The 24,485-nt window shown below is 42.6% G+C and carries 20 protein-coding genes and 1 pseudogene; 17 read left to right on the plus strand and 4 right to left on the minus strand.

The window, feature by feature from the left end:
- The first annotated feature begins 173 nt into the window (after positions 1–173).
- The 6 genes from JNUCC1_RS09775 to JNUCC1_RS09795 all read left to right on the plus strand — a co-directional run bounded on the left by JNUCC1_RS09775 (position 174) and on the right by JNUCC1_RS09795 (position 6,167).
- Complete coding sequence (locus tag JNUCC1_RS09775) at positions 174–1,559, plus strand: NCS1 family transporter (RefSeq protein ID WP_231784109.1); 1,386 nt, start codon at positions 174–176, stop codon at positions 1,557–1,559.
- Positions 1,560–1,593: 34 nt separating this feature from the next.
- On the plus strand, positions 1,594–2,946 hold the full coding sequence (gene allB / locus JNUCC1_RS09780) for an allantoinase AllB (protein ID WP_197431689.1): 1,353 nt from the start codon (positions 1,594–1,596) through the stop codon (positions 2,944–2,946).
- Positions 2,947–2,972: 26 nt separating this feature from the next.
- Complete coding sequence (locus JNUCC1_RS09785; RefSeq protein ID WP_156645232.1) at positions 2,973–4,292, plus strand: allantoinase; 1,320 nt, start codon at positions 2,973–2,975, stop codon at positions 4,290–4,292.
- Positions 4,293–4,363: 71 nt separating this feature from the next.
- Complete coding sequence (locus JNUCC1_RS09790) at positions 4,364–4,750, plus strand: RidA family protein (protein WP_156645233.1); 387 nt, start codon at positions 4,364–4,366, stop codon at positions 4,748–4,750.
- 20 nt (positions 4,751–4,770) lie between these two features.
- On the plus strand, positions 4,771–4,989 hold the full coding sequence (locus tag JNUCC1_RS19230; protein ID WP_331713696.1) for a hypothetical protein: 219 nt from the start codon (positions 4,771–4,773) through the stop codon (positions 4,987–4,989).
- Between the two features lie 44 nt (positions 4,990–5,033).
- The gene (locus JNUCC1_RS09795; protein WP_331713697.1) at positions 5,034–6,167 is read left to right on the plus strand and encodes a YfcC family protein; all 1,134 of its coding nucleotides are present in this window, start codon (positions 5,034–5,036) and stop codon (positions 6,165–6,167) included.
- Positions 6,168–6,374: 207 nt separating this feature from the next.
- Here the strand turns inward: JNUCC1_RS09795 and JNUCC1_RS09800 are convergent, their stop codons facing one another.
- Positions 6,375–8,039 (minus strand): PucR family transcriptional regulator, encoded by a 1,665-nt coding sequence (locus tag JNUCC1_RS09800; RefSeq protein WP_197431690.1) that lies wholly within the window; start codon positions 8,037–8,039, stop codon positions 6,375–6,377.
- A gap of 439 nt (positions 8,040–8,478) precedes the next feature.
- Here JNUCC1_RS09800 and JNUCC1_RS09805 point away from each other — a divergent pair, with 439 nt between their 5' ends.
- The 8 genes and pseudogenes from JNUCC1_RS09805 to JNUCC1_RS09840 all read left to right on the plus strand — a co-directional run bounded on the left by JNUCC1_RS09805 (position 8,479) and on the right by JNUCC1_RS09840 (position 19,922).
- Positions 8,479–9,807: a uracil/xanthine transporter gene (locus tag JNUCC1_RS09805; protein WP_156645235.1), complete on the plus strand. Its 1,329-nt coding sequence runs from the start codon at positions 8,479–8,481 to the stop codon at positions 9,805–9,807.
- A gap of 171 nt (positions 9,808–9,978) precedes the next feature.
- Positions 9,979–11,721, plus strand: a complete 1,743-nt coding sequence (gene fdrA / locus JNUCC1_RS09810; RefSeq protein WP_156645236.1) for an acyl-CoA synthetase FdrA — start codon at positions 9,979–9,981, stop codon at positions 11,719–11,721.
- Between the two features lie 117 nt (positions 11,722–11,838).
- Positions 11,839–13,101: a DUF1116 domain-containing protein gene (locus tag JNUCC1_RS09815; protein ID WP_156645237.1), complete on the plus strand. Its 1,263-nt coding sequence runs from the start codon at positions 11,839–11,841 to the stop codon at positions 13,099–13,101.
- A 145-nt stretch (positions 13,102–13,246) separates the two neighbouring features.
- Complete coding sequence (locus tag JNUCC1_RS09820) at positions 13,247–14,020, plus strand: DUF2877 domain-containing protein (protein WP_231784110.1); 774 nt, start codon at positions 13,247–13,249, stop codon at positions 14,018–14,020.
- A complete protein-coding gene (gene arcC, locus JNUCC1_RS09825; RefSeq protein WP_156645239.1) occupies positions 14,010–14,948 on the plus strand; it encodes a carbamate kinase in 939 nt (312 codons plus the stop codon). Before JNUCC1_RS09820 ends, arcC begins: the two co-directional genes overlap by 11 nt.
- Positions 14,949–15,098: 150 nt before the next feature.
- A complete protein-coding gene (locus JNUCC1_RS09830) occupies positions 15,099–17,723 on the plus strand; it encodes an ATP-binding protein (RefSeq protein ID WP_156645240.1) in 2,625 nt (874 codons plus the stop codon).
- A 1-nt stretch (position 17,724) separates the two neighbouring features.
- The gene (locus JNUCC1_RS09835; protein WP_156645241.1) at positions 17,725–18,426 is read left to right on the plus strand and encodes a response regulator transcription factor; all 702 of its coding nucleotides are present in this window, start codon (positions 17,725–17,727) and stop codon (positions 18,424–18,426) included.
- 240 nt (positions 18,427–18,666) lie between these two features.
- Positions 18,667–19,922: pseudogene (locus JNUCC1_RS09840) on the plus strand (MFS transporter).
- 57 nt (positions 19,923–19,979) lie between these two features.
- On the opposite strand, the gene JNUCC1_RS09845 reads toward JNUCC1_RS09840, so the two are convergent.
- Complete coding sequence (locus JNUCC1_RS09845; protein WP_156645242.1) at positions 19,980–20,741, minus strand: DUF3891 family protein; 762 nt, start codon at positions 20,739–20,741, stop codon at positions 19,980–19,982.
- A gap of 143 nt (positions 20,742–20,884) precedes the next feature.
- Between JNUCC1_RS09845 and JNUCC1_RS09850 the strand changes: the two genes are divergently transcribed.
- Positions 20,885–21,433: a LemA family protein gene (locus JNUCC1_RS09850; RefSeq protein WP_156645243.1), complete on the plus strand. Its 549-nt coding sequence runs from the start codon at positions 20,885–20,887 to the stop codon at positions 21,431–21,433.
- A gap of 12 nt (positions 21,434–21,445) precedes the next feature.
- Positions 21,446–22,333, plus strand: a complete 888-nt coding sequence (gene htpX / locus JNUCC1_RS09855; protein ID WP_156645244.1) for a zinc metalloprotease HtpX — start codon at positions 21,446–21,448, stop codon at positions 22,331–22,333.
- Here the strand turns inward: htpX and JNUCC1_RS09860 are convergent.
- Positions 22,319–22,804, minus strand: a complete 486-nt coding sequence (locus tag JNUCC1_RS09860; protein WP_156645245.1) for a hypothetical protein — start codon at positions 22,802–22,804, stop codon at positions 22,319–22,321. The two genes, htpX and JNUCC1_RS09860, sit on opposite strands and share 15 nt — an antisense overlap.
- Positions 22,805–23,056: 252 nt before the next feature.
- Between JNUCC1_RS09860 and JNUCC1_RS09865 the strand changes: the two genes are divergently transcribed.
- The gene (locus JNUCC1_RS09865; protein ID WP_156645246.1) at positions 23,057–23,524 is read left to right on the plus strand and encodes a hypothetical protein; all 468 of its coding nucleotides are present in this window, start codon (positions 23,057–23,059) and stop codon (positions 23,522–23,524) included.
- 19 nt (positions 23,525–23,543) lie between these two features.
- On the opposite strand, the gene JNUCC1_RS09870 is transcribed toward JNUCC1_RS09865, so the two are convergent.
- Entirely contained in the window at positions 23,544–24,479 is a 936-nt protein-coding gene (locus JNUCC1_RS09870) for an AAA family ATPase (RefSeq protein WP_156645247.1), read from the minus strand.
- Positions 24,480–24,485 lie beyond the last annotated feature (6 nt).

A 24,485-nucleotide genomic window follows, 5' to 3' on the forward strand; every position in this document is an offset into this window, starting at 1 on the left:
TAATCAGTCTGAATACATAGCAGACAAATTATTATATAATGAAACCGTGGTCAATGAAAGCGTTTAATTGACTAAGCTGACATCACTTAGCAATAATACTTTAACTATAATGGAAGCTTGGGATAAACAATAAAGAGACCACATAAAAAAACAACAAAAAGGAGATGTGCATAATGGCTAATCTAGACGCAACAGAAATTGAAAAGACCGCTGGCGTCGACGGGTCCCTGAAAGCCAATGGTCCTGAAGATAGAACGGTTGGTAAGATCCCATATATGTTTATGTGGGTAGGCGACGGCGTTAATATGGGAAATATGACGCTTGGTGCCAGTGTTGTCGTGGCTGGAGTTGCCACGCTTAACATATGGCAGACAATTGCCGCAGCTGTTGTTGCAATTTTGATTATCTCGGGTATTTTTGCCTTGAATGACCGTGCAGGCTATAAGGAAGGTATTCCTTATGTTGTACAATTAAGAATGTCTTTTGGTTTTAAAGGAACAGTAATTTCATCCCTCATGAGAGGTGTACCGGCCATTATCTGGTATGGTATTCAAAGCTGGATTGGTGGTACAGCGCTGAACGAAATTCTGAAAATCTTCACAGATGGTGCCTTCGATAGTGTGGCCATTTGTTTCGTAGCGCTTCAGGTTGTTCAAATTGGTTTATCTTTATACGGGTTTACTGCTATTAAGTGGGTTGAGAGTCTTGCATCGATTGTGATCATGGCAGCAATGGTTTATGTATTTATTATCTTGATGAAAGATTACCGAGGCGACCTTTACGAAAACTGGGTACTTGCTGAAGGTTCATGGGGACTTCCGTTCTTTGGCTACATTATGGTCTTCTTAGGGAACTATGCTGCGATCTTCTTGAATGCGGCGGACTACTCTCGTGAATTAAAAACAGGTATCAGTGATACAAAACGGGGTTTAATGTACTTCTCACCTATAGTGATGGCTTATGGTGCTGTCCTGATTATAGGTACGATGGTGGCAACAGTAACCGGTGTTACAAATCCGCCGTCAGCTTTGGCGATTGTTATTGATAATCCATATGTAACAGTGGGTGTATCTGCGTTTATTGTAATGGCTACCATTGCAACAAACATGGTTGCCAATATCATCCCGCCAACTTATGTTATTACGATGTTAACGAAAGCAAGATATAAAGTAGCGGTAACCGTAACAGGTCTGCTCGCCATGGGTGCTTTCCCTTGGTTATTGGTTCAGGAGGACAACTCAAGAGGTCTTGACATGTTTATCCTGATTTACTCAGCGTTCTTGGGTCCAATTGTAGCTATCCTGCTTGTTGAATATTACATTTTAAGAAAGCAAAAAGTGAATTTAACAGATCTGTATAACACAGAGGGCACTTATGCCGGGTATAATCCTGCTGCTATGCTGGCACTCTTTATCGGTGCAGGTGCTGCCTTTATTAAAGTAGACCTTGCATGGATTATTGGATTCATAGTTGCTGGTATCACTTATATTCTGCTGTCCAAATATGCCTTCAAAGGATCAAAATTTAAACAGGGCACAATTTATGAGGATAAAGCCTAAGTTCAAATCTGCATTTTGAAAGGGGCAAATGATCATGTTTGATTTAATCATTAAAGGAGGTGACGTCGTCTTTCGAGACGGCGTACGCCGATGTGATGTTGGTGTAAAAGATGAAAAAATCACCTGTATTGCTGAGCATATTGAAGATGAAGCGAAAGAAACGGTGGATGCGACGGGGCAATATGTTATGCCGGGCATGGTGGACACGCACGTCCATATCAGTGAACCGGGTCGCACAGAATGGGAAGGATTTGAAACCGGATCGAAATCTTTGGCTGCCGGCGGGACGACAAGTTATGTTGAAATGCCGCTCAATGCCCTTCCGGCAACGACAAATACGGATGCTCTTGATTTGAAACTGGAAGCTGCTCCAGGCCAAAATTATGTGGATTACGGCTTCTACGGCGGACTTATTCCAGGAAATGTTGATGACCTTAAAGGGCTAAGTGACGCTGGTGTGCTGGCATTTAAATGTTTTATCTCAACGTGTGGAAGCGATATTCCCGGCGATTTCACAAATGTGGATGACTACACGTTGTATAAAGGTATGCAGAAGTTGGCTGAACTCGACCAGATCCTATGCATTCATGCTGAGAACCCGACTGTAACAGACAAACTGACAGAGGAACTGGTGGAAGCCGGTAAGACGACAGCGATGGATTACGTTGAATCACGTCCTGTATTTACAGAAGTAGAAGCTGTTCAGCGTGCCCTTTTATTTGCTAAAGAAACCGGCTGTAAATTGCATCTGGTCCATATCAGCACATCAGAAGCAGTCCAGGCAATATTGAAGGCACGCGCTGAAGGCGTGAATGTAACGGTCGAATCCTGTCCGCATTATTTTGCCATGACAGCAGAGGATGTTGAAGAAATAGGCGCATATGCTAAATGCATGCCGCCGCTCCGAAAGAAAGCAGATCAGGCGAAATTGTGGGACGAACTGATGGCAGGAAATATAGACTGGTTGACATCTGACCACTCACCATGCACAGAAGACTTGAAACAAGGCAATGTTTTTGAGGCGTGGGGTGGTATCAGCGGCGCTCAGAACAACGTTGATTTAATGTTTGACCTGGCCGTTAAACAACGCGGTCTTCCAGTAAACCGGTTTGTTGATTTAATTGCCACAACACCGTCTGAACGGTTTAATCTGCCAAACAAAGGTGAAATTGCAATTTCCAAAGATGCCGATATTATTTTAGTCGATCCAAACCAGTCCTACACTGTTAAACGAGAGGATCTTTATTACAAAAACAAACACAGTGCCTATGAAGGCCGAAAGATTGATTGCCGTGTCACCAAGACAATCGTACGTGGAAATGTTGTGTTTGATTTAGAAAAGGGAATTGTAGGAGAACCAATCGGGAAATTAATGTCCGCTAAATAAGTCAGTAAATATATGGAGGGACGATCATGGCTACGTATGATGTCATTATCAAGAACGGTACTGTTGTAACTGCGGAAAACACAATCGAAGCAGATGTCGCCATTAAGGACGGCAAAATCATTAAAGTTGCCAGCACCATTGAAGCAGATTCAAATGAAACAATAAATGCTGAAGGGTTGCATGTGTTCCCTGGTGTGATTGATTCACATGTTCACTTTAATGAACCTGGCCGAGCGGATTGGGAAGGGCTGGAAACGGGGAGCAAGAGTCTGGCAGCGGGTGGTGCAACGACATTTTTTGATATGCCGCTGAATAGTACACCTCCAGTCATAGATAAAGAGAACTTGCTTAAAAAGCGCGATATAGCTGCTGAGAAATCAGTCGTTAATCCAATGTTCTGGGGAGGGCTCGTTCCAGAAAACATTGAGAACCTCAAAGAGCTGCATGAAAACGGCGTAATTGGTTTTAAGGCATTTATGTCACCAAGCGGTATCGATGATTTCAATAATGCAGATGACGCCACTCTGTATAACGGTATGAAGCAAATCCAGTCACTTGGATCTTTACTGGCTGTGCATGCCGAGAGCACGGTGATTTGTGAACAGCTCGCTGCAGAGAAGCAAGCAAACGGTCAAACAAGTGCCCGTGACTTCGTAGAGTCCAGACCCATTATTTCTGAGATTGAAGCAGTGAGACGTGTGATTTCTTTCGCGGAGGCAACAGGATGTAAATTGCATATTGTCCATGCCAGCAGCCGCAAAGTGGTTCAAGTCATTGAAGCAGCCAAAAAACGCGGTGTTGATGTAACAGTTGAAACGTGTCCGCATTACTTGTCACTTACGGTCAAAGACCTTGAGGAACAAGGTGGTGTAGCTAAGTGCATGCCACCGCTTCGTGATCAAGATGAAGTGGGTGAGCTTTGGGAGGCACTGAAAAATGGTGAAATTAATACGGTGGGGTCGGATCACTCTCCAGCTCCTGCTGATATGAAAACCATCACCGACAACTATTTTGAAGGTTGGGGCGGTATCTCTGGGGCTCAGAGCCTGCTGAACATCCTTTTGACAGAAGGATATTTCAAACGTAGTGTACCACTTGAGAAAATTGCCGAAGTCACTGCAACCAACCCGGCAAAAATATTTAACTTGCCGGCCAAAGGCTCAATTGCAGCGGGTTATGATGCTGACATTGCCTTGGTTGATTTAAGTGAAAGTTTCACGTTGGAAAAAGACGATTTATTCTATCGTCATCAGCATTCACCTTATGTTGGAAGAACGTATCAAGGCAATGTAAAACAAACCATCGTGGGTGGCAAGGTCATCTTTGAAAATGGTAAGATCAAATAGTCATAAACAAAAACCCCGCCTTCAATCTACTTGAAGCGGGGTCATTTATCATATTTGGGAGGCATGTTAAAATGAGAAAAACTTTTAATGGCAAAGGCGTAACAGCATCAGGACCGTATTCACACGCAGTGGACACTGGGGATTACATTTATTTATCCGGTCAGACAGCTATGAATGCTGAAGACACAAGTATTGCCGAAAAAGTGGCAGGAGACATCACAGCTCAGACGAAACAATGCTTTAAACATTTGCATGCAGTGCTTGAGGAAATGAACCTTGATGAATCCAATGTCGTTAAAGTCAATGTCTACTTAACGTCCATGAAGCATTTTAAAGCTATGAATGCAGTCTATGAAACTCAATTTAAAAAGCCATACCCTGCAAGAACGTGTGTCGCTGTATTAGAACTGCCGCTCGAAGCAGATGTGGAAATTGAGTTTGTAGCCAAGCGCCATTAATTCTTAAAAGGAGTGAAAGAATGACCAAAAAAAGATCTTTTAAAATGCCCCACATTTACGTTATTTTATTTATTTTGATCGTTCTTTCGGCAATTGCTACATATATTGTGCCAGCAGGCGAATATGAGAGAGTCCCGGGTCCAGAGGGGCGCACAACGATCGATCCGACTTCATATACTTCGGTGGAGCAAACACCAGTTGGTATAACGGATTTTCTAACTGTGATACCACGGGATTAATTGATGCTGGCGAAGTTGTGTTCTTTACGTTTATTATTGGCGGAATGTTTATGGTACTTCGCCATACAGGGATCATAGAAATCGTGGTCGATAAACTGGCGCGAAAGTTTTCCGGGAGAAGCTTTTTGCTGATTCCAATTCTCATTACTGTGTTTGCAACCGTTGCAACGCTGATTGGAACGCCAGAATTATCGCTTGTGTATATTCCAGTAATTATGCCACTGATGATTGCCTTGGGGTATGACTCGATTGTTGCGGCGGCAATTGCGCTTTGTGGGACGGTAATTGGTTTTGCTGCAGGCGTACTCAATCCGATTAACACAGGACTTGCGCAAAAAGTGTCTGGCCTGCCCGTATTTTCAGGACTTGGCTTTAGACTGATTATCTTTATTGTTGTCGTCTCTGCTGCAATTGCTTATATTTTGCGTTACGCTAAAAAGGTTAAAGATGATGACACGCGGAGTCTTGTCTATGAAGATGACCAAGAAAAAAGAAAGATGTATCGTGACCAGGGAGAAGTGGAAGAAAAACACATGACCACGCGTCAAAAATACGCTGCAATTACGACGTTGATATTTTTTGGAATATTGGTGTATGGCGTTATTGGGCGCGGCTGGTTTATGATTGAAATGTCCGGCTTGTTCATCTTCATGGGTATTGTGGTCGGCTTGATCGCCGGTTTAAATACGAAAGAGATTTCTGAAGGGTTTAACCAGGGATTTCGAGACGTGCTTGTAGGTGCGATCATTGTGGGCATTGCCCGTGCTGTGGCAGTTGTAATGGAAGACGGTCATATCATGGATACCATTGTTTACAGTCTTGGCTCAGCAGTGAATGAGCTTCCTCCAGTACTGGGAGCGGGTGGAATGTATTTCATTCAGTTGATTATTAACTTTTTTATTCCATCAGGCAGCGGGCAAGCGCTTGTTACCATGCCAATCATGGCCCCATTATCCGACTTAATTGGGGTAACAAGGCAGACAGCGGTTTTAGCCTTCCAGCTTGGTGACGGATTTGCACATATCTTGTACCCAACTTCAGGATACTTTATGGCTGCCCTTACCATAGCAGGCGTTCCATATCAAAAATGGCTCAGGTTTTTCCTGCCGCTTTTCGTCATATTTGCGTTAATATCAATTGTTTCACTGGTCATTGCTCAGATGATTCAATGGAGCTAATCCAAAAAAGGCCCTTGTACAAGGGCCTTTTTTGGTGCTAAGGGAGTTATGATATATCTAAGCTGTTCATGACCATAGTCAGTGGCCATTTGGAGCTTCAGCGCCTCTCCTCGAGTCATAAGCAAGAACGTTTCTGGATGAAGACTGCCACGACACATTTTTGCTTATGCTTCTCGGAGGTGATCAAGGCGTTTCTGCTTGGATCGATTAGACAATTGTTTCTTCTTCATGTTGCTCATCTGATAATATATTTCCAATGACGAGTGCAACTCTGATGCGCAGGGAGTTGACAGGGTCGTGAAGTGTGCAATTCAATAGTTCCTCAACCTTTTTAATGCGATATTTAACGGTGTTTCGGTGTACATACAGTTTTCGTGAAGCTTCTGATATTTCACATTGACAATTCAGATAGACCTCAACAGTTTTTAACAATTCCTGGTCTTCTTTTGTTTTGGGATATGCTAAGTCTTTCAGCGTACTTGAATAAAGCGCCTTTAAGTCTTGTTTCGGGATGGTGGCAAGCAATTCTTTAATTTCTTTTGCTTTATAAAAATAGATAAACTCTTTCATATGCATATTTTGACCATATGAAATGGCTTCTGCAGCTTCATGATAGGCACTTGACATATTTGATAGCGGATGAAAAGGATAGCTGATTCCAAATGAAATTGTATGCGTCTGATCCATGTTGGTTTGAATGGTCTTGGCGAAATTCTCCACGAGTGCTATCTCTTTGTCTGTATATCGGGGGAATTGCAGGATCATAACGAAATAGGTTTCTTTTGTGAATAAGGTCGCCGATATGTTGCTATGTGCAATTTCATCTTCGAGCTGATCATAAATATAGTTGTGCAATTCACCAATTTTCTTTTCATATAGCTGCAGTGTTTCGTAGCTTTTTGTATCTTTGTCAACGGTACAGATCATACAGACACTATGCAGATTCTCTTGAAGACCATAATAATTTGCACGGCTGATGATCTCCTCTTCGGAATGAATCCGCTTTTCAATCAGGTCTGCAAAAAAATTATTCTTCAGAAGGCGTGCATTTTCATTAATTGCCTGCTCTTTTATCAAAGTAAATGAAATCACATTCCCAGCTTGTTCAATAGCCATCTGTGAGGATGGATACGGAAGTGTCAGGGAGTCAAGAATAACAAGAATGCTGGAATAACGCCGTTTTGTTTGAATCGGAAAGGTTGTAAACGGCGGATGTTCGTCCTCTTTAAACGTAAATGTCTGGCCAGCGCGGGCAGCAGATAGGTTGGATTGAATCATACCTATCATTTTTTCTTGCAGTTCAAGCATTTCTTTGGGCCGAAAATGATGGCTTTTTGCAATCGTCTCACCCCGATGATTTAACAACAGAGTCGGTCTGACAAGAAAGTGTCCTAAGTGCTCAACGAGAGCATTGGTGGTGTATTCTTTAAGCATCATATCGGAAAATTCCTTTTGAACGTGCAAAGCATAATAGAGCTGTTCAGATTCGTGATCGTTTAAATAGTTCAAGATATGGCGAGATAGATCGCCTAACGTCCGTGCTGTTGGCAAATCGATGATCGGGAAGGCAAGATCATCAGCCAGCAATTTCACTTCTTCAGGCAGTTGCTTAAGAAAACGATTCACTTTGATAATCAGCCCGGAGCAGTTCATATCGTGCATTTGTTGGATAAGGTCACACATTTTCTGTGGGTCATTTTGAAAAGCATAGCATGTGGAGAGCAACAGATGGTGCTCATCCAGAAAATGAATGACATCCGGCGTGTCAGATATATTGACAAATTGAACATTTCTATTCAAACCTCGGTGACCTGCAAGGACATCACATTCTTTCATACCCTCCAAGATGAATAAGTCATTTAATGTTTTCATTCTAGGGCAGCTCCTTTTCATAGATGAAAATGACAATTGATATGTTGATGCAGATAAATATATTCTATTCTATTATACATCAAAAGTGACCAATATTCAAAGTGTTATTTGGCCACTTTGAACAATGACGAAATCATCTATTTCACGTATAATTAAAGGTGTAAAAGATGATCGCAGCAAAGGTTCATCTGCTAGGTTTAGTCTCTTTTTTAGATAGCAATCATTAATGGGATCTCACCTGAAGAATATGATGTGATGTTTTGTATGTGATTGAATTCACATAAAGCTAAGAGAAAACCTTGTTATATGTATGACCACGAAGAAGAAGCTAACAATAATAAAGGTTCTTTTTAGATGCCACGCGAGCTGCTGATCTATCTGGCAGAATTTATTTGAAAACGCTTGCCACAATCCATTCAACGAAGAGGGGGACATCAGGATGAAAAAGGAATTATTGGATTCAAGCAATTGGCTAGGCGGTTTACAATGGCTCATGTACATTTTTGTAAACACAGTCGTTGTACCAATCACAATTGGTGCGGCATATGGTTTGTCCCAAGGAGAAGTTGTGAGTATCATGCAGTTCTCGTTTATGCTCGGCGGGATTGCCTGTGTGCTGCAGGCGGTATTTGGACATAAGCGGGCCATTATGTCCGGTCCATCAGGTCTATGGTGGGGTGTCATATTGGCTCTAACTTCTATTTCCGCTGCCCAAGGGGTTCCATTGGAAGTCGTAGGAGGCAGTCTCACAGTCGGAATTATCATTTCAGGTATTCTCACGGTTTTAGTCGGCGTAACAGGAATCGGATATTACTTGGAAAAACTCTTTAATCCGAGTGTCATGGGTGTTTTTATGTTCTTATTTGGAGTGGCTTTATGCATTAACTTCTTTGAAGGAATGCTCGGCATCTCCGGAGCAACAGGATCTGAGACGATAGATTTGAGTGTTGCAGGCTTATCTTTTTTGGTGGCGATATTTGTTCTCATTCTAACCATTAAGGCACCAAATAAAGTTGCCAAATATTCTATGCTGATTGGCATCGTTGTCGGGTGGCCGTTGTTTGCTTTGCTATTTGATCCGGAAAGTCAATTGGGCGGTGCAACTGGAGCGATTGAACTGCATCTGTTTCCACTAGGCGCACCGGCATGGAACATTGGTATCATCATTACAGCCGTTATTACCGGCATATTAAATCTCTCCAAGCAGTACGGGTCGATTAAAGGGAGTAACTTTTTATATAAAGGCCAGGAGCCGACTCGCAAAGATTATCGTAATTCATTTGTGATTACAGGAACATTTGGCGTCTTTTCTGGCATACTAGGGCTTGTCCCATTTTCACCATTTGTGTCATCCATCGGTTTTTTACAGCAAACTGGCGTCGTAAAGCGAATGCCGTTTATCTTCGGTGGGGTTATGTTTTTTGTGATGGGCGCGATTCCGTCTGTCGGATACTTTTTTACGCTGCTTCCACTTAGTATCGGGAGCGCGGTCCTGTTTATCTCTTATGTTCAGCTTTTTGGTTCCTCTTGGGAATGGTTCAAAAGTGTCAACATTAACACACTTAACCTTTATCGGGTTGGCATTCCGCTGTTTGTTGGTCTTATTCTGATGACATTGCCAGCAGTTGCATTTGAATCTTTGCCGGGGTATGTCAGACCGCTACTTTCAAACGGGCTGCTCATGGGAACAATACTGTCACTCATATTGGAAAATATGTTTAAGTGGGACAAGTACCGTGTAAAACATGAAGTAAAAGGGGTGATGTAAATCGCTTCTAATATATGGGTTTTAATGTTTTTTTAATGGAACCACTTTCAATTTTATTCGAATTTAATGGTCTGTCCGGTACAATAGTACTGTAAACAATTTTGTCAGGAATAACCCATTAGTTTCAACTGGTTTAAAGAAACCAAATACAATGATGAGGTGAGGATGAACATGATTCATACAATAATCAAGAAGAATTCATATCAGGATTCCATTAACTTGATGCTGTTGACGAATGAATTGTCCGCAGTAGAGGGTGTTAACAAAGTTCAAGTTATGATGGCTACACCTGCCAACAAAGATATTTTCAAAGGCGCCGGTCTACACACTGAGGAGCTTGAAGGCGCAGAATCAAATGACATGGCCATTGTGGTCGATGCAGAGAGCAAAGAGAAAGTCGATGAAGTGGTAGAAAGAGCTGAACAGTATTTGAAAGACCAGTCCATCAGTGGCGGACAGCAAAGCTTCGAAACTGTACGTACATGGGACAAGGCCGAAAAAACACTGCCTAACGCAAACATGGCACTCATTTCCGTACCTGGTCAATATGCAGCTGAAGAAGGGCATGCAGCACTTGATCGCGGACTGCATGTATTCATGTTCAGTGACAACGTTCCTATGGAAGATGAAGTAGCTCTTAAGAAAAAGGCTCATGAAAAAGGTTTGCTCGTAATGGGCCCTGACTGTGGTACTGGGATTATTGACGGTATCCCAATGGCCTTTGCCAACGTTGTTGATAAAGGACGCATAGGTATTGTTGGTGCTTCCGGAACAGGTATTCAGGAAGTGTCATCCATTATTGACCGTATGGGCGAAGGTGTCAGCCATGCCATCGGTACAGGCGGACGTGACCTCAAGGATCCAGTTGGTGCCATCACAATGATGGACGGTATCAAAGCCCTTGAAAATCACTCACAAACAGACGTGATTGCCATTATTTCCAAGCCACCAGCTAAGGAAGTTCGTGATGAAGTTGTCGAATTGCTGCACAGTGTGTCAAAACCTGTTGTAACAATTTTCTTAGGTGAGAAGCCTGAACAGCACGAAGGCAATGTCTATCAGGCATATACGCTTGCTGAAACAGCTCACATCGCCGTCGACTTGCTGAAAGGCAATGACATTAAAGAAGACTATAACGCTGGTGACTACAGTGTTGAGGGTGTCTCTCTCAAAGAAGGACAGAACGCTGTAAAAGGCCTATTCTCAGGCGGTACACTTGCGTCCGAAACAGCTGTACTTCTCTCAGATGCACTTGGCCTTGGCACACAGATTACGAACGAAGAAGGCTATGTGTTTAAGAAAGAAGGCCATGAGGTTGTTGACCTTGGTGATGACAAATATACACAAGGCAAACCACATCCGATGATTGATCCTGAGACACGTGCTAAGTTTATCGAACAGGCAGCCCAGGACGAAAAAACAGCAGTCATTGTACTTGATTTTGTCCTTGGCTATGGTTCACACGAAGATATGGCCAGTGCGCTCTTACCTGCAATTGAAAAAGGTGTTGCACATGCCAAATCAGAAGGCCGTGAATTGTATGTTGTTGCATCTGTATGTGGCACAACAAACGATCCACAGGACTATCAAGGTCATATCAAGCGCCTGCGTGAAGCCGGCATCATCGTTAAAGACAACAATAACGAAGCTGTCCGCACAGCCCTTTCCATCGTCGGTCTAGAAGTTGACGATGTGAAGAAAGCGCACGTGGATGCTCCTGCTACTAATAAAGACCTAAGCGTGTCTGAGCAGATTCAGTCATTTGTTAATGACCGTCCATCTGTCATTAACGTTGGTCTGAAGAGCTTTACAGATGCACTTGTCAATAACAATGCACAAGTTGTCCAATACGACTGGCGCCCAATTGCTGGCGGCAATGAAAAAATGCGTAAAATTTTGAGCTTGCTCAAATAGACTGATATCCGAGAAAGATTCCGCCAACCAGACGCCCCCCTCTTTTTGTCTGGTTGGCCCCAATTTATGATTGCGGACAAGAGTTTACTGGCCGCAAATTAACAAGGAGGATATACAATGAAATACAATTCAGTAGATGAAGCAAACAAAGCCGTTATTGATCAAATTGTTGGGTCTGCTCCTTTTTTGGTAGACGTTGTTCCTGCTAAATCCAAAATAAAAGAATTTAACGAAGGAAAAGTTCTGCTCCATGCCGGACCACCTATCAAATGGGATGACATGACAGGTCCTATGCAAGGCTCATGTATTGGTGCTTCTTTATATGAAGGCTGGGCTGAAACAGCAGAGGAAGCTGAAAAAATGCTTGCAGGTGGAGAAGTTACATTCATACCATGCCACCATGTAAAAGCAGTTGGTCCTATGGGTGGTATTACTTCACCTAATATGCCAGTGTTTGTCGTAGAAAATCGCACTACAGGCAATGAAGCTTATTGCATTATGAACGAGGGCATTGGTAAAGTACTTCGTTTTGGTGCTTATTCAGATGAAGTTGTCAATCGTTTGAAATGGATGCAGGACGTACTTGGACCAACCATTGCAAAAGCATTGAAACTGACTGAAGATGGCCTTAACTTGAACGTTATGATTGCTAAAGCAATTACAATGGGCGATGAGTTCCACCAGCGTAATATTGCAGCATCACTGATCTTCCTTAAAGAAATCAGCCCATATATTGTACAGGTTGATATGGACGAGAAAGAACGTCATGAAGTCATTCAGTTCCTTGCTGATACAGACCAGTTCTTCTTGAACGTCATGATGGCTACAGGTAAAGCTGTGTTTGACGGCGCAAGACAGATTGAAGAAGGTACTGTTGTTACAGCAATGTGCCGTAACGGTAAAGACTTCGGTATTCGCATCAGCGGTATGGGTGACGAATGGTTCACCGCACCAGTTAACACGCCACAGGGCCTGTTCTTCACTGGCTATTCCCAGGACGACGCCAATTCGGACATTGGTGACAGTGCCATTACAGAAACATTTGGTGTCGGCGGCTTTGCCATGATCGCAGCTCCAGGCGTTACGCGCTTTGTTGGTGCGGGCGGCTTCCAGGATGCCCTTTCTACAAGTAATGAAATGACTGAAATCTGTGTTGACCAAAACAGTAACTTTACAATTCCAACTTGGGATTTCCAGGGCACATGCCTCGGCATTGATGCACGTAAAGTTGTTGAAACCGGTATTGAACCAATCATCAACACTGGTATTGCTCATAAGAAGGCAGGACTCGGCCAGGTTGGTGCAGGTACTGTTCGTGCGCCAAAAGAGTGCTTTGAAAAGGCACTTGAAGCATATGCTAAAAAACTGGGTCTGATCTAATTTGAGCATTCCCCATAAAGATTTATTTAAGGTGGAGGAATATAACGAACATATTCCTCTTTCCTTTTCAGAGCGTCCTGAAGGTTTTGTGCATAGTGTCTTTGCAAATGGTCTGAATATCCAAATGGGCGAAGGTTTGTTTTTTATGGGTACAGATAAAAATGGACAGCTTCCATTTGGACTCCATCTACAAACAAGCGATGTCCATATACTGGTATCTCTCATCAGGGAGAATGATCAGGTATATTGGGATCATGTTAAACAGACATTAGAGTTTAAGCAGCACGGCATCACCATTACGCTTTCAAAGGGTCGATCGTTCATGAATAAATTGAAGCAGCAACCAGAGAAAACTGAAATCGTCACTCAGCATCTAGATGCTTTCTTGACTGTTCTGATCAGTAATGATGAACCGACTGGACTTGGGCTTGACGTTGAACAATTTATGCTAGACTATGTTGGTGAAATTCATTTAGAACAGGAATCAGTCAGACGGGTATATGATCTGATGGATGCTGCTGTTTCCGACGATCCCCGTCATATCGAATCGACACTTCGATATTTTCTGGGGAGAGGGAAAGGTTTAACCCCGTCAGGAGATGATCATGTTGTGGGTCTTCTCGCCCTCCACACAATAACAGGTGCATTAAGTGATGCGTTTGTCGAGGGTGTAAAAGCGCTCGTATATCATGAGACGATTACAACAGACGTTGGTAAAGAGTATTTGCGATACGCCCTGAAAGGTGAATTCAGCTCTGCCGTCGTTCAGATAGCAGAGGATCTCACTCTGGAAAATCCTGAAGAACTAGAAGATCATATATTAAATTTACTGCCAATGGGCCACAGCTCAGGAGTTGATACGTCATTTGGCATGCTGTTGGGCATGTTGGCATTGAGGAGGACAATGAATGGGAGATAAAGTCGTAATTGCACTGGGTGGCAATGCCATCTTACAGCCAAAACAAGAAGCCACTTATGAAAATCAGTTGGAAAACGTACGTCAAAGCACAGAGATCATTGCACAAATCATTAAGAATGGTCACAGTGTTGTCATTACACACGGAAATGGACCGCAAGTCGGTAACATCCTGCGTCAGAACGAAGAGGCCAAACATGTCGTTCCTGCTTTACCGCTTGATGTATGCAGTGCGGAATCACAAGGATTCATCGGCTATATGATGGAACAGACGCTAAAAAGCGAATTGCTGAAGCTGGGAGAGAACCGGTCAGTTGTTGGTCTTTTGACACAAACAGAGGTCTCTAAAGATGACCCTGATTTCCAAGATCCTTCTAAGCCAATTGGTGTTTTCTATTCAGAAGAAGAAGCCAAGCAACTTGCAGAGGAAAAAGGCTGGATCGTGAAAGAAGATGCTGGTCGCGGCTGGCGCCGTGTTGTGGCCTCTCCTGAGCCAAAAACCATTCACAATTCAGAGGTCATTAAATCACTCACAGATGCAGGCACAATCGTTATTGCAGCAGGTGGCGGCGGCGTACCTGTCGTGAAACAGGAAGATGGCACATTTAAAGGTATTGAAGCTGTTATTGATAAAGACCGCAGCGGTTTCAAATTGGCAGAAGAAGCTAAAGCTGACACATTCATGATTCTCACGGACGTTGAGAACGTTTATGTCAACTATGGTAAGCCAGATCAAAAAGCTTTGACTGAGATCACACTTGAAGAAGCTAAGAAATATGTAGCTGAAGGACAATTCTCAGCAGGCAGCATGGGACCTAAAATGGAAGCGGCTATTAACTTTGCAGAAACTGGCGGTCGTGCCATTATTTGTTCACTTGGTAAAGCGGATGAAGCTATGGAAGGCAAATCCGGCACGCATATCGTTGGGTAACAAATAGAAATCAGATTTTCGAAAATGGTATCAGTACTCCGTGTAAACCGGAGACTGATACCATTTTTATGTTTACTATAGACATATGAAAAAAGTCATTTATACTGAAATAAGACACCATTCGACACGTGCGAGAAAGAAGGTGATTTGATGGAGAAAAAGAAACGTTCACGCTCATTCAGAAAAGAACTCATATATTCATTTTTAACAGTCTCTCTTGTCAGTATTTTATTTTTAGGCGCCTTTCAAATCTATCAATTGTCTTCCTTAATTGATGAAAATCAGAAGAGCCAGGCCCAAACGACTCAATTTCTGGAAGACTATATCATTTCCTATGTGCAAGAATATCAAAAAGCGATTGAAACCAAGATTCCAGATATAAAAAGAAACCTGAAAGACCGCAACTATGATATCGTGCGGGAGCAGCTTCAATCCATCAAAAACAATTATCCAGGCTTTGTCAATTTGTATGTTGGAGATCAAGATGGCAAATCTCTTGTCTTTTATCCTGAAGTATCTGAGGATGGTGCAGAAGTGCGCAATCAAGACTTCAGTGATCGACAGTATTATAAAGAACTGGTGCAACAAAAAGATACGGTCATATCCTCTGCCTTTATAGGGAGAGGCGGCACTGATAAAATGCTCGTAACTTTGGCCTCTCCATTGTTGGATGACCAGGAGAATATGGAAGGATATATCTTAGGGGCGCTTGATTTAACAGCGCTTGAAGAGCACATTAAGAATCGCAGTTTTGGAAAGGAAGGCTATGCGGTCGTTCTGGACCAAAACAATAATGTTGTGGTGCATCCTGAAATAGATCCACAAACAGAATTAGTCAATATGAGTGATGACCCCATAGTTAAGTATATCCGCGGGCAGTACGGCGGTGCCGGCGGAGAATATTTTACACCAAATGGTGCCCAGCAGAAGGAATATATCACTTACGAAAAAATTGACGCATTTAATGGCTGGACGGTCTGGGTTGGTAAGCCAGCATCGGTCATTTCAAACACCTACACACATGCAATTATGACGATCATTATTTTTATACTTATTACAGCTGTCTTTATGATCGGCATCAGCTTTGTGCTTTCAGAAAGACTGGAAAAGTCTTTGCGAAATCTGCTTGAATATATTAAAGATTATACGAGAGCTTATAAAGAAAAAACGTTTGTGACAAAACGCATCGAGGGCCCGAAAGAGATGGAAGAGTTATCTCTGCATTTCAACAAAATGATTCATGAAGTTGAAAAAAACCGTCAGGAATTAATTCACCTTAACTCTGAACTCGAATCGCGCGTCCAAGATCGGACGGCAGATTTGAGAAGTAAAAACATGGAACTGAGAGCTGTCAATAAACTGATTACCTCAGTATCTACCGAAAAAGATATCACCCATTTCATTCAACATTGTTTGCGCCAAATCGAACCTTTTATGAATTATTCCATTCATATTTTATTTCAAGGCTATGCAGTTACGAATGAAAGCATCCAGACAAAACAGAGCATGGACCGTTATCTAAATGATGATATGCGCAAAGAGCAACAATATATTGAACCAATTCATATTACCTCCAACCAGACAGGGTTTCTGATTGTCGATCTGCATAATGACCAATTGATTACAGCAGATGATAAAGAATTCTTGCAGACGTTTGCCAGTTCACTCTCAATTATGCTGCAAAACAAACTGTTATTTGAGCGTTTTCGCAATAAACATGCGGAACTGGAAGCCGTGTTAGAGAGCATGTCTGAGGGAATCATGCTTTTGAACAATGATCGGATGGTCGATTATGTTAATGAATTCTTCCAAAAAGAAGTCAATGGCACGAACCATTATAAGACAGGGATTCTTCATATAAACGATGTATACGAACGCTTTATAGCCTCTTTTGATGTGAGTGAAGATCAATTGAATGCTTTCTTTGATAACGGTGATGATGCCTTGAAGCTTGAAAAAGTGCTTCCATCCGGAAAAGTTAAATACTATATGCTGCATAAGTTTTCAGTGATCTCAGATGAAGAACAGATCGGTGAAGGACTCTTGCTTAGAGACATCACAAAAGAAGAGGAAATCGACACGTTAAAAAACAACTTGATTTCACTGACCTCACACGAGTTCAAGACACCGATAACCAATATAAAAGGCAGTGTAGAAACGTTGCTTCGATCTGAGGTAGAATGGGAACCTGAATTTCAGCAGGAGCTTTTGGAAGGTGTTCACGAAGACATTGATCGTATTCAGCATCTTGTGAGTGATTGGATGGATATATCGAAAATCGAGTCAGGAGCGATGTATATTGTTCCAAACATAGTTCGAGCTGATCATGTGATTGAGGAATCAATTGCACAGGTGCCTGATGTTCTGCAGGAAGACGCCGAGTTTAACTTTACAAACAAACTTGGTGATAAACCCTATTTCTATGCAGATAAAATTAGAGTGCAGCAGGTTTTAATTAATTTGTTTACCAACGCACTACGATACAATGATGAGACTTGGAAGAAGATTGATATTACATTATCCGGGAATGACGAGAACGTTATTGTTTCTGTTCAGGACAATGGAATAGGTATATCACAGGATGACATTCAAAAGATATTCAACCGTTTTTACCAGGTAGATGCGACAGCCACAAGAAGAACTGGTGGTACAGGGCTTGGCTTAGCCATTTGTCAGGGCATTATGGAAGCACACGAAGGCAGTATTGAGGTGGACAGTGTTCTTGGCGAGGGTAGCACGTTTAAGCTTTATTTCCCTGTAAAGGAGGAGACCTAATTTGAAACAAAAAATTTATGTCGTTGACGATGAACCAAAGATACTCCGGTTTATTTCAGCCAATCTCAGATCCATCAATTATGAAGTGTCTACTGCGAGCTCTGGCGAAGAATTACTGGAAAAGTTTGATCTTGTTTCTCCGGATCTGGTACTTTTAGATATTATGATGCCAGGCTATGACGGTTTTTATGTTCTAGAAGAATTACGTAAATTCACGAATGTCCCAGTTGTTATGCTCACCGCCAGAAGTAATCCCCAGGATAAGGTTCAAGGGTTAAATCTGGGTGCAGATGATTATTTGACGAAGCCGTTTTCTCTTGAGGAGCTGTTTGCCAGAGTGAATGCGGTTCTGCGCAGAAGCCAGCCGAATTTAACAGAGCAGCAGCCCGCGGAGACCCAGGTGATTAAAACAGGAGAACTTTCCATTGATATAGGCAGTAAGCGCTGCTGGATCAATGATCAGGAGTTTAAACTCACACACACAGAATTGTCCCTTTTGGAAATTCTGGCAATCAATCTGGATAAGGTTGTGCAACATGAAACATTGCTTACAAAAGTATGGGGTGCCCAGTACCGGGATGATGTAGAATATCTCCGTGTTGCGATTGCACGCATACGGCGAAAAATCAAAGAAAATCTAAACGATAAACAAGAATATGTTGTAACTTATCCGGGACTCGGATATATGCTTAAAAGCTTGTAAATGTGAAATTAACGGGCAGTCATTCATTCTGCAATTTGGATGAATGACTGTCTATTTTTTGTGCATATTAAACAAAGCCCTGTATTTTAGAGCCAAATTCGTTAGTGATTTTAATGTTTTTGTAATGTAAACATTTTCTATTTTATTCGTATGCAATGCACAATATCGTATGCTTTGGATGAGGTTAGAAATCATTTAATTATCTCTGCTATAAACAACATTTGAGTAGGAGGAATCATAATGGCAGAACAAAACGTATCACACGAAACAAAAGGTCTTGTACCTTATTGGGTCAAAGCTGTCATCGTCTTTACATTCGGCTGGATTGCACTTTATGCAACACGTACAATCCTAAACCCGATTATGGATAATATCCAAGTTGACTTTGGATTGTCCAACTCGCAACTCGGTTTGATTATGAGTATTTTCTTCCTGGGTTATGCGGGACTCAACGTTCCATCAGGTATTCTGGGGGATAAGTTTGGTAAGAAGCGCATTCTCGTTCCCGGTGTAATCTTGTTTGGTGCTTTCGCAATCATTACAGGTATGATGCCGACGTTCTTCTTATTTATGGCTACGTGGCTGATGGTTGGTATTTTCCAGGGTTCTATTACGGTCCTCAGTATGGTCTGTCCTCTGAAGCAATTCCGACTAAGCGTATCACACTCGGAAGTGCCATCATTAACAGTGGTATGGCATTTGGTACCTCAATTGGTTACTACATTTCGACTTACACAGTTGACGTGTGGGGTATGGACTGGAGAACACCATTTTACATCATTGGTGTCGTCGTTATTCTAATCGGTATTGCAATGTGGATTGTTATTAAAGACAAACCTGTTTCAAAAGAAGAAAGAGAAGCTGCTAAAGTAGCCGATAACAAACTAAAGCTTGGTGACTTGTTCAAGAACAGGAACTTAATTATGGCTTATATTACCATTTTCAGTGCCATCTATGGTTTCTTTGTAATCATTACATGGCTCCCATACTACTTGGAGCACGCACGCGGTATCACCGGCGGATCAGTGGCCTTTGTATCATCCTTGGTCCCATGGGCTGCTATTCCAGGTTCAATCCTATTCAGCTGGATAGCTGACAAAATGGGTAAACGCCGTCCAGTTCTAATGTTTATGCTGCCGCTTTCCATTTTGGCAATCATTTCGATCGTTGCATTCGAAAGCATGACTGTTCTGTATATTGCCTTGATTGGTTACGGTATTTTCGGTAAGATCAGTACAAACCCAGTCCTTGTTGCGGTTGTTGCTGACAACGCGCCGAAGCATGCTTACAGCACAGCATTTGGTGTATACAACTTCATCGGTATGTGTGGTTCCATCTTGGCTCCATATATCACTGGTTTCTTGACAGACGTGACTGGTACATTGAATGCAGGCTTCTACTTTGCAGCAGGCCTTCTCGTAATTGGTACAATTGCCAGCATGTTCATCAATGAAGACAATCGTCCGAACGTTGAACAATCTGGAGCGGAAGTATAAGGTTATACAAAACCGGCACATCATAAGTGTGCCGGTTTTAGTATGTCTGCTTCTGTTTTAATTTGAAGCTGTAATGGTAATGGCGCGTGTATTTACTTCAGCATTCTTTGAAGCATTTATTAAGCCAAGTTCATGAATGTTTCTTTTAATGACAAGGGTTTCGTTTAGTTGGACGTCTATATGTTCTCTGAAAGGGAACGGCTCCATATGAATGGTATGAGCATCGGCCCATTTTAGATTTAGGCGTCTGGTTCCTAATGCAGGACCTATAGGTATGCCTTCACGAAAGAATGGATGTTCTTTCTCTTTCGGGACGCCCGGTTCATTTAGGCAAATATATAGTGAAAGGTTATCTGCCAGCTTTAAAAGTTCATAATGCATGGCGAACTTATTTGAATCAAACCCGTCGATGTCTCTTATAACACGGTTCTGCCGATTTTTTTCGCTTGAAACAAATTCCTTTGCTTCTTGCAAAGTGTTTTCTTCCATAAAACGGACATAATGTTCGCTACAAAGCAAGGCAGCGTAACGGTCATGTGCTTCAACTTGATCTATGCCATTTTTATACATGACCGTCTTAATCGGATCAGGGAAATTAGTAAACGTGTATGGGGCTTGTTTAAAATCGTTCCATAGGGGCGCCTTGTCAAAGGGAATCCAGGCGCGATCATGCTGTTCTATAGCATAGAGCACTGAATCTTTATCACGCTCATCCTCTAGTGCCTTCCCGCTCCAATGTTTAATTACGTCACGGGATATACGGGCATGGTGATGTTGTTCAATCATGACAAAAGCATCAGGGCGTTCACGTACAATCACTTCAGACCCTCCTTCTTACTTCATTTCCCGTTATTTTAACACAGCAAAGCACCATTAAACAGCGAATATGAAACATTAAAGCAGGCTGAACCGTATATGCTATAATAGATCATATATTTTACTTGAGAAAGGGAGACGAAATTATGTGGACGATCATAATTATTATTGCTGTGGTCGTGATTGCTGCGATCCTTCTGATGACAACGTACAACAGCCTTGTGAAGTACCGCAATTGGGTACAGGAGGCATGGAGTCAGATCGATGTTCAGTTGAAACGCCGTCATGACCTGATTCCAAATCTGGTCAACACAGTAAAAGGGTATGCAACGCATGAGAAAGAAACATTGGAAAAAGTTATTCAAGCCCGGAATCAGCTTGTCAGCGGGACACCTCAGGAGCGAATTGACGCAGACAACGAAATTCAGGGTACTTTAAAGTCCATTTTTGCCTTGTCGGAGTCTTATCCAGACTTGAAAGCCAATCAGAATTTCCTCAACCTGCAGGAAGAGTTGACAACAACGGAAAACAAAGTGGCATATTCTCGTCAGTTGTACAATAAAACAGTAGCCGACTATAACATTAAGCGGGAATCGTTTCCGACCAACATCATTGCCGGCATGTTCAACTTTAATCGGGAGGACCAGCTCACGATTCCAGAAGAAGAACGAGAAGTGCCAGATGTGAGTTTCTAACGGAGGCCGCCTATGCTCTATAAACAGATTTTAAACAATAAACGAAAAACGGTTTTTCTAGTCACTCTGTTTACCGTATTGGTCCTTGTAATTGGTTGGGCGATTGGATATCTGTTTGGCAATGATCCGCTAACAGGACTGATTATTACGGTCATTATCTTAGCGATATATGTTCCAATCACGTATTTATCTGCCAGCTCTCAAGTTCTCAGCATGGCTAAAGCCCGCGAGGTTCAGAAAAAAGATTACCCTGAGCTGTTTAATGTCGTTGAGGAACTGTCAATCGCAGCTCGAATCCCAATGCCTAAAGTGTATGTGATGGATGATCCTTCTCCAAACGCTTTTGCGACAGGCATTAAACCTGAGAAAGGGGCTGTCGCTTTTACAACCGGCTTATTGGATAAGTTAAACCGAGAAGAACTCGCTGGTGTTGCGGCGCATGAAATCGGGCATATTCGTAATTACGACATTCGACTGATGACGATCTGTATCGCTCTGGTAGGCGTGGTTGCAATGCTTGCCCATTTTGGATCGCGCATGCTTCTCTTTGGCGGAGGACGCAGCCGCGGCAATCAGAAACAGAACCCAATCCTGATGATCGTTGCGCTCGTATTGGTGATTCTGGCCCCGCTCGCTGCCCAATTTGTTCAGCTAGCCGTCTCCAGGAATCGCGAATATCTGGCGGATGCAACTGCTGTTGAACTAACACGTAATCCTGTCGGGATGATCAACGCTTTAAAGAAAATCAGTGGTGATCCCCGAGATGTTGAACATGCCGACAGTGCGACTGCGGCCATGTACATCGATGTGCCTTTAAAAAAGAAACGCAAGAAACGCGGCAGCTGGTTTGCAACACACCCCACAATCGAAAGTCGCATTGAGCGCCTACAGCAAATGTAAAAAGAGTCCTTCGTGAGAAGGCTCTTTTTTGATGGGGACGATGAGAAGCGTGAGCGCTGATATCTTGGCTTGAGCGTTGATATATTGTTCTGAGCGGCGATATATTGGTCCGAGCGCCGATATATTGGCCCGAGCGCTGATATCTTGGCTTGAGCGCTGATATATTGCTCTGAGCGCTGATATATTGGTCCGAGCGCTGATATTTTGGCTTGAGCGTTGATATATTGTTCTGAGCGCCGATATATTGGCCCGAGCGTTGATATATTGTTCTGAGCGCCGATATATTGGCCCGAGCGCCGATATCTTGTCTTGAGCGCTGATATCTTGGTCCGAGCGCTGATATCTTGTCGTGAGCGCTGATATTTTGCCGTGATCGCCGATATCTTGTCTTGATCGCTGATATATTGCTGTGATCGCTGATATATTGCTGTGATCGCTGATATATTGCTGTGATCGCCGATATATTGTCATGAGCGCTGATATATTATCGTGATCGCCGATATCTTGTCCTGATCGCCGATATATTGTTGTGAGCGCTGATATATTGCTGTGATCGCCGATATATTGTCATGATCGCTGATATATTATCGTGATCGCTGATATATTGTCATGAGCGCTGATATATTATCGTGAACGCCGATATCCCGTCCGGTACACCAATATCTTCAAAGCTTTTTGTATGCATAATCACATGTGGGGATACTAACTCATGAGGTGATAGTTATGCAAAAACTTATCATAGTAACTTCAGCTGCTTTAGCCCTTATTTTCTTCAGTCAATCCTCTACATTTGCAGAGACAAGAGATATCGAAGTGTTTGACACTGTCCAGGGAAAAGTTGTCTTTACAGCTTCTCCATCAAAACAACTGCAACAGGAAGCGGGGTCATTTTTACAACACTTAACAGATGTGTACCGAGATGTAAGTCCGCTTCCCAATGAAGGATACATGATCAGAGTTCCATTGAACCCACCCGTTGAGGTCAATAACCAATGGATTCACGAATTAATCGATGAGGTCGTTATTTTATATTCAACGGAAGACAATCCGTACCTTCTCGTCTTTGATCAGGAAAACCAAGCGCGCTTTTTCACATTTGAAGGTGATGCTGCAAGTTTCTTAAGCCATGTGCTTCAGAAAGGGCAATTATTCAGTGCACCTCGTCTAAACGCGAACAACGGCCAACGTTGAAGAGGCGAGCGTCTCACTTTTAAACTTTTCCCTCAACTGGAACCGGGACTTGTCTCATGATCTCATTAGTGACCTGATTGGGCGTTTTTGTAATCGAGGCTTCCATGGTTAAAATGAGACGGTGAATGAAGACATATGACGCCAGCGTTTTGACATCTTCCGGCGTTATAAAATTGCGGCCTTCCAAGTATGCTTTGGCCTGAGCAGCCCGCATTAATCCAAGCATACCGCGCGGGCTGATCCCCAATTCTACATCAGGATTTTCACGGGACTGGTGGACAAGTGCCAGCAGATAATCTGAAACAACATCTGAAACAGTGACTGCTTTAACCTGTTTTTGCATGTCATTGATTTCGTCTTTAGTCAGAGTTGCTTCAAGTTCGTCATATGGATCGTTTTGACGATAAGCTGTAAGAATCTTTTTTTCCTCTTCTGCGGCAGGGTACCCAAGGTCTATTTTAAATAAAAAACGGTCCAGCTGTGCTTCAGGCAAAGGGAAAGTACCATGATTGCTTTCCACCGGATTCTGCGTTGCTATCACAATGAAAGGCGGCTGCATATAAACTGTCTCGCCGTCCACCGTTGCTTGAAATTCTTCCATGACCTCCAGCAGACTTGATTGTGTCTTTGGAGTAGCTCGGTTTATTTCATCTGCCAAAAAAACGTTCGTCATCACCGGGCCAACTCGAAGCTCAAATTGTTGGTCTTTTGGGTTAAAAAAGCGTATGCCCGTTACGTCACTTGGCAGTACATCAGGTGTGAATTGTACCCGACTAAAACTTCCGTCCATGACTTTTGCGAAACTTTTTGCCAGTTTTGTCTTTCCAGTCCCGGGCACACTTTCCAAAAGTATATGTCCGCCTGCGAGCAAGGCGATAAAGAATAGATCGACGACATTGTCTTTTCCGTAAATCACTTGGTTGATTTTCTCTTTTGCAAGCTGTATATTTTCCATTTTTAA

Source organism: Lentibacillus sp. JNUCC-1 (assembly GCF_009741735.1).
Taxonomy (GTDB): domain Bacteria; phylum Bacillota; class Bacilli; order Bacillales; family Amphibacillaceae; genus Lentibacillus_B.